The organism is Pseudomonas sp. CAN1 (genome assembly GCF_030462585.1).
Classification (GTDB): Bacteria; Pseudomonadota; Gammaproteobacteria; order Pseudomonadales; family Pseudomonadaceae; genus Pseudomonas.
Map to the genome: position 1 here is coordinate 1 of NZ_JASMRU010000075.1, position 5,469 is coordinate 5,469.

Here is a 5,469-nt window from a genome sequence, read left to right on the forward strand (position 1 = left end):
GACGGCGCGCGAGTTGTGGCTGATCGAGCCGTAGTAGCCGCGGGTGTACCACTTCTGGTTGAGGTCGCCGGGCAGCTTGTCCATCTTCTCGGCGATTTCCATCGGGGTCAGCCCCTGGTTCGCCAGGTGCAATGTGCGGTCGTTGAGGAAGGCGTACATGTCGCGCTGGTCGGCGATCAGCGTGCGGATGCGCTCGCCGCCCCAGGTCGGCCAGTTGTGCCCGACGAACATCACGTCGGTCTTGTCGCCGTAGCGTTCCAGGCTCTGGTCCAGGTACTCCGACCAGGCCTTGGCATCGCGCACCAGGGCGCCGCGCGGGGTGAGGATGTTGTGCATCATCTGCGTGCTGTTTTCAGACATGCACAGCGCGCGCAACTGCGGGAAATAGAAGTTCATCTCCGACGGCGCTTCGGTGCCTGGGGTGAGCTGGAACTCCACCTCGATGCCGGCGATGGTGCGGGTCTCGATGGGCTTGCTGATCAGGTCGGTCGGCGGAATCAGGGTGACGGTGCCGCCGTTGGGCAGCGCCTTGCCCATGCCGGCATCGACCTGGCCCTTCTCTCCACGCGGCAACAGGGTACCGACCTGGAACTGCGCGCGGCGGCTCATGGCGGTGCCGGCGTAGATGTTCTCGCTGATGGCGTGCTCCATGAAGCCGACCGGCGCGTAGACCTTGATCTTGCCGGACTTCACATCCGCCTCGTCGATCACCCCGCGTGCACCACCGAAGTGGTCGCCATGGCTGTGGCTGTAGGCGACGGCCACGATGGGTTTCTTCGGCCGGTGCTGGTAGTACAGCTCCAGCGCGGCGTGGGCGGTTTCGCTGACGGTCAGCGGGTCGATCACCAGCAGGCCGTCGTCGCCCTCGATGATGGTCATGTTGGCTGCGTCCATGCCGCGCAGCTGGTAGATCTTCGGCGCGACTTCGTACAGACCGGCGTTCTTGTTCAGCTGCGCCACGCGCCACAGGCTCGGGTTGACGCTGGCCGGGGCGCTGTCGGCATCGAGGAACTGGTACGCATCGATATCCCAGACCACCTTGCCGTCGGCGTCCTTGATCTGGCCGGAGAACGGCGCGATCAGGCCCTTGGTGACGCTGTCGAAATCGGTGCGGTCGCTGAAGGGCAGGACCTTGAGGACGGCTTCGTTCTTCTGCGCAGTGAAGTCGCTGGCGGGTTTGCTGTCGAGGCTGTCGGCAGCGTGAGCGAACAGGGCGGTGAACAGGCCGGAAAGGAGGAACAGGGAAGAGCGTTTCATGGAGACTCCAGGTTGTTCTGGTCTTGTTGGTCTGGAACCGGAAGGCGAAACCCCGGCGCGGCGGCCGGGGTTCGGAGTGGATCAGTGCGGCGCGCCGGCGACGGCGACGATCTGCCCGGTGATGTAGTTGGATTCCGGCGAGCAGAACAGGTAGACCGCCCCCGCGGCTTCCTCCGGGGTGCCAGCACGGCCCAGTGGGCAGCGCTGGGCGTGGGTCTTGAGCAGCTCGGGGTTGATCCCCACGCGGATGTCGCGGCCCTCGATCTTCACGGTGGAGCCGGCATCGGCGCTGGCGCTGGTCATGCGCGTGGTGATCAGGCCGAAGGCCACGGCGTTGACGTTGACGTGCAGACGGCCCCATTCGCGGCTCAAGGCGCGGGTCATGCCGATCACCCCGGCCTTGGCCGAGGAGTAGTTCATCTGCCCGGCGTTGCCGTTGAGCGCGGAGGTGGAGGAGACGTTGACGATCTTGCGGAAGACTTCCTGGCCCGCTTCGGTCTCTTTCGCCACCTGCGCCTTGATCACCGGGTAAGCGGCGCGGATCAGGCGGAAGGGCGCGGTCATGTGGCAGTCGAGGATGGCGTACCACTGCTCGTCGGTCATGCGCTGGACCACGTCGTCCCAGGTGTAGCCGGCATTGTTGACGATGATGTCGATGCCCTTGAAGGCATCCACGGCGGTCTTCACGTAGCGTTCGGCGAAGTCCGGGGCGGTCACGCTGCCGGCGCAGACCACGGCCTCGCCGCCGGCCTGGCGAATCAGCTCGGCGGTTTCCTGGGCCGGGTCGGCGTCCAGGTCGTTGATGACCAGACGCGCGCCTTCGCTGGCGAGCTTGAGTGCGATGGCCTGGCCGATGCCGCGGCCGGAACCGGTGACCAGCGCTACCTTGCCGTCGAGTTTTGCCATGGGGTGTCTCCTTGGGTTCTTGTCGTTGGATGGGCCGCGCGGGTCACGGCAGGAATTTGTTCTGGGCTTCGCTGAGCGCCTCGCGGCATTCGCGGACCATGCGCTGGATCAGCTCGGCGCAGCTGGGGATGTCGTCGATCAGGCCGATGGCGGGGCTGGCGCAGACCAGCCCGGCATCGATCTCGCCATTGACCAGCCCGGTGCGGCCGCGCTGGCCGGACATCAGCGGGCGCAGATCCTCGAAGGTGGCGCCGCCGGGGCGGTGCTCCAGGGCGAGGATTTCCCGGGTGATGGCGTTGCTGAAGAAGCGCGCGCTGTACTTCAGCGTGCGGTTGATCAGCACGGTGTTGCGCTCGTCCGCCGCCAGCAGGGCCTGCTTGATGCCGTCGTGCATCTCGGCTTCTTCGGTGAGGGTGAAGCGCGTACCCATGTTCACGCCGTCGGCGCCCAGCGCCAGGGCGGCGGCCATGGAGCGACCGTTGGCGATGCCGCCGGAAGCGATCACCGGGATATCCAGCTGGCGCACGGCGGCGGGGATCAGGATCAGCCCCGGCACGTCGTCCTCGCCGGGGTGGCCGGCGGCTTCGAAGCCGTCGATGGAGATCACATCGACGCCGTAACGCTGCGCCGACAGTGCATGGCGCACCGAGGTGCACTTGTGGATCACCGTGACGCCGGCTTCCTTGAACTTCTCCACCACCGCCCGCGGGTTGTTGCCGGCGGTCTCGACGATGCGAATACCGCTGCCGAGGATCGCCTCGATCCAGCCGTCGTAGCTCACGCCCTGGGTGGCATAGGACAGCGTGAGATTCACGGCGAAGGGCTGGTCGGTGAGCTGGCGGGTGAGGTCGATCTCGCGGCGCAGGTCATCCGGAGTCGGCTGCGTACGCGCGGTCACCATGCCCAGCCCGCCGGCATTGGACACCGCCGCGGCCAGGCGCGCGCGGCCGAGCCACTGCATGCCGCCCTCGACGATGGGGTAGCGGATGCCGAGCAGCTCGGTGAGCCGGGTCCGCATGGTTGGCACGGGAGTATCCATCTCGACTCTCCCGCTTACAGGGCGATCACGGCGTCGCCGAGGATCTTGACGTCGCCGTACTGGCTGGCGGTCTGCAGTTCGACCTTCAGGCGCTGCTCGCCGTCGGCCTCGAACTTCTCCACGACCTTGCCGCTGCAGGTGATGCGGTGGCCCAGGTGGGTGATGCCGACGAAGCGCACGCCGAAGCCGCGCAGCTGGCGCTGGTCGACCCAGTTGCTCAGCAGGCGGCCGAGGTAGGCCATGGACAGCATGCCGTGGGCAAACACGTCGGTCATGCCGGCCTTGCGCGCGTAGTCGATGTCGATGTGGATGCGGTTGTGATCGCCCGACGCTCCGGCGAACAGTGCCAGGGTGGTGCGGTCGATCGGTTCCAGGGTGAGTTCGGGCAGTTGGTCACCGACCTGCAGGCCGGCGAGATTGACTGTGCTCATCGGGGGCTCCTTCAGATGTTGCGATGGACGAGGACGCTGCGCAGGTCGGCCACGTGCTCGCCGCGCTGGTTGGTCACTCTGGATTCGCGGACGACGAAGCTCAGGGCACCGTTCTTCTTGTCGTAGATGTCGCTGATGCGCATCTCGAAGCGCAGGGTGTCGCCGGCGTAGGCCATGCGGTGGTAGGTGAAGGACTCCTCGCCGTGGAGGATGCGCGAGCCGATGATCCCCATCTCGTCGCGCCAGCTGTTGGAAGGCAACTGGAACTCCAGGGAGAACAGGAAGGTCGGCGGCAGCGGCAGGGCAGGGTGGCCGGCATCACGCGCGGCCTGCTCGTCGAAGTAGATCGGGTTGGTTTCGCCGATGGCCTTGGCGAAGAAGCGCAGCTGGCCTGCTTCGGCGGTGGCGAGGAAGGTCGGCAACTGCATGCCGATGTGTTTCTTGTCGATCATGGTGGGCCTCAGTTCTTCTGGAGTACGGTGACGATCCCGGCGCCGCCCAGGCCGAGGTTGTGCTGCACGGCGATGCGTGCTCCGGCAACCTGGCGATCGGCAGCGCTGCCGCGCAGCTGGTGGGTTAGCTCGAAGCACTGGGCCAGACCGGTGGCGCCCAGCGGGTGGCCCTTGGAGAGCAGGCCGCCGGAGGGGTTGACCACCCAGCGTCCGCCGTAGGTGTTGTCGCCGTCTTCCACCAGCTTCTCGCCTTCGCCTTCGGCACACAGGCCCAGGCCCTCGTAGCTGAGCAGCTCGTTCTGGGCGAAGCAGTCGTGCAGCTCGACCACGTCGACGTCCTGCGGGCCGATGCCGGCCTGCTCGTAGGCCTGGCGCGCGGCTTCGCGGGTGATGTCGAAGCCGACCACGCGGATCATGTCGCGGCTGTCGAAAGTGCTCGGGGTGTCGGTGACCATCGCCTGCCCGGCGATCATCACGTCGCTGCGCAGGCCGTGCTTGCGGGCGAAGGCCTCGGAAACCACGATGGCCGCCGCCGCGCCGCAGGTGGGCGGGCAGGCCATCAGGCGGGTGAGCACGCCGGGCACCAGCTCCGGTGCGGCCAGCACTTCCTGCGCGCTGATCGGCGTGCGGAACAGCGCCAGGGGGTTTCGCGCGGCATGCAGGCTGGCCTTGGCGCGGATCTTGGCGAAGGTTTCCAGCTTGGTGCCGAAGCGCTCCATGTGCGCGCGGCCGGCACCGGCGAACTGGCGGATGGCGTTGGGTGTGCCGATCATCCCGACCAGCTCGTCCACCAGCGCATTGGCGCGTTCCAGCGCCGGGGCACGGTCGGTCCATACCGATTTCAGCGCGCCGGGGTTCATCTCCTCGAAGCCGACTGCCAGGGCGCAGTCCACCGCGCCGCTGGCCACGGCCTGCCGTGCGAGGAACAGGGCGGTGCTGCCGGTGGCGCAGTTGTTGGTGACGTTGACCACCGGGATGCCGCTCATGCCGACCCGGTAGAGACCCTTCTGGCCGCAGCAGGATTCGCCGAACACGTAGCCGGCGTAGGCCTGCTGGACCAATCTGTAATCGATGCCGGCGTCGCTCAGTGCCTGGCGTACGGCGCTTTCCGCCATGACGTCGTAGGGCTCGCTGCTGCCGGGCTTGCTGAAGGGGACCATGCCGACCCCCGCCACCAGGACTTTCTGGCTCATGGTTGTTTTCCTTGTTGTCAGAGCTTGCGCGAGATGAGTTCGCGCATGACTTCGCTGGTGCCGCCGTAGATCCGCGTTACCCGCGAATCGGCGAAGGCGCGGGCCACCGGGTACTCGAGCATGTAGCCGTAGCCGCCATGCAGCTGGACCATCTCGTCCAACGCCTTGCCCAGGGTCTCGGTGGCGTAGAG

General features: G+C 66.9%; 7 protein-coding genes. All 7 read right to left on the bottom strand.

Annotation, left to right across the window (positions count from 1 at the left end):
- A partial coding sequence (locus QO207_RS31075) for an alkyl/aryl-sulfatase (RefSeq protein ID WP_301536086.1) occupies positions 1 to 1,257 on the bottom strand: 1,257 nt, incomplete at its 3' end.
- Between the two features lie 81 nt (positions 1,258 to 1,338).
- Positions 1,339 to 2,163 (bottom strand): SDR family NAD(P)-dependent oxidoreductase, encoded by an 825-nt coding sequence (locus QO207_RS31080; RefSeq protein WP_301536087.1) that lies wholly within the window; start codon positions 2,161 to 2,163, stop codon positions 1,339 to 1,341.
- A 43-nt stretch (positions 2,164 to 2,206) separates the two neighbouring features.
- Positions 2,207 to 3,202: an NAD(P)H-dependent flavin oxidoreductase gene (locus QO207_RS31085; RefSeq protein ID WP_367620498.1), complete on the bottom strand. Its 996-nt coding sequence runs from the start codon at positions 3,200 to 3,202 to the stop codon at positions 2,207 to 2,209.
- A gap of 14 nt (positions 3,203 to 3,216) precedes the next feature.
- Complete coding sequence (locus QO207_RS31090; RefSeq protein ID WP_301536088.1) at positions 3,217 to 3,633, bottom strand: MaoC family dehydratase; 417 nt, start codon at positions 3,631 to 3,633, stop codon at positions 3,217 to 3,219.
- An 11-nt stretch (positions 3,634 to 3,644) separates the two neighbouring features.
- A complete protein-coding gene (locus QO207_RS31095; protein WP_301536089.1) occupies positions 3,645 to 4,085 on the bottom strand; it encodes a MaoC family dehydratase N-terminal domain-containing protein in 441 nt (146 codons plus the stop codon).
- 8 nt (positions 4,086 to 4,093) lie between these two features.
- On the bottom strand, positions 4,094 to 5,278 hold the full coding sequence (locus tag QO207_RS31100) for a lipid-transfer protein (protein ID WP_301536090.1): 1,185 nt from the start codon (positions 5,276 to 5,278) through the stop codon (positions 4,094 to 4,096).
- A gap of 17 nt (positions 5,279 to 5,295) precedes the next feature.
- Positions 5,296 to 5,469 (bottom strand): acyl-CoA dehydrogenase family protein (locus tag QO207_RS31105; RefSeq protein WP_301536092.1); only part of this gene is annotated, 174 nt, incomplete at its 5' end.